This window comes from Variovorax glacialis (assembly GCF_051216375.1).
Lineage (GTDB): Bacteria > Pseudomonadota > Gammaproteobacteria > Burkholderiales > Burkholderiaceae_C > Variovorax.
The window spans coordinates 1-1,167 of sequence record NZ_JBPJZT010000069.1 but is presented as its reverse complement, the minus strand read 5'-3'; the positions used below and the strand labels follow the sequence as shown (position 1 = coordinate 1,167).

At 63.6% G+C, this 1,167-nt stretch carries 1 protein-coding gene; it reads left to right on the top strand.

Annotated elements, in window-relative coordinates; genetic code table 11:
• Positions 1 to 55: 55 nt before the first annotated feature.
• A protein-coding gene (locus ACSFBL_RS35620; RefSeq protein WP_435520504.1) for an IS3 family transposase occupies positions 56 to 1,167 on the top strand; the annotation gives its coding sequence in 2 pieces (ribosomal slippage) (positions 56 to 314 and positions 314 to 1,167; 1,113 coding nt annotated over the 2 pieces). This gene is flagged as partial in the annotation.

Below are 1,167 nucleotides of genomic sequence, written 5' to 3'. Positions count from 1 at the left end.
CTGAAGTTGACCCGATTTCGCGGACACCCGATCCTTATGGATGAAGGAGTCCGATATGCCTACACCGAAGCCTCCGTACCCGGCGGAGTTCCGCCGACAGATGGTCGAACTGGTCCAGGCGGGCCGCACGCCGTCACAGCTCGCGCGTGAGTTCGGCTGCACTGCCCAAAGCATCTCCACTTGGGTGGCGCAAGCCGCCGCGGACAGCGGCAAGCCCGCACGTGGGAAGGACGTCTTGAGCAGCGCTGAGCGCGAGGAACTCGTGCGGCTGCGCCGAGAAAACCGACAGCTCAAGCAGGAGCGGGACATCTTGGCAAAGGCTACGGCCTGGTTCGCCGGCAAAGGCGAGAAGACATCCATCGGGTCTACGAACTCGTGAGTGCGAACCAGGCCAAGGTTCCAGTGCATACGATGTGCCGCGTGCTCAAGGTCTCTGCGAGTGGCTACTACGCGTGGGTCGACCGAACGCCGTCGAGGCGTTCGATCGACGACGCGGTGCTGGTGGAGCGAATCCGAGCAATCCACGCCGAATCCGACGCCACCTACGGCATGCCACGTGTGCGCGCCGAACTAATCGACCAGGGGACACGGGTCAGCGGCAAACGCGTGGCTCGGCTGATGCGTGTGAACGCCATTCGAGGCATCAGTCGGCGTCGTGGCTTCATCGTGACCACGCAACGCAATGAGCGGCAACGCCCTGCGCCTGATCTGGTCAAGCGCGAATTCATTGCCGGTGGCCCGAACGAGCTGTGGGTCGCCGACATGACCTACGTGCCTACCTGGGCAGGCTTCATCTTCTTGGCCGTCGTGCTGGATGTATGGAGTCGGCGTATCGTGGGCTGGGCGATCGGCGAACAGATGACCGCCGATCTTGTGCTCGCGGCCCTGAACATGGCGCTGCAGCAGCGCAAGCCCGACGGCGTGATCCATCACAGCGATCAAGGCAGCCAGTACACCAGCATCGCCTTCGGCGAACGGTGCAAGAAGATGGGCGTGCGCCCGTCAATGGGCACCGTCGGTGACGCCTACGACAACGCGATGGCCGAGAGCTTCTTCGCCACGCTCGAGTGCGAACTGATCGACCGGCGCAGTTGGCAGACCAAGACCGAGGCTCGGCTGGCGCTGTTCACCTACATCGAGGGCTGGTACAACCCGCGCCGACGTCAC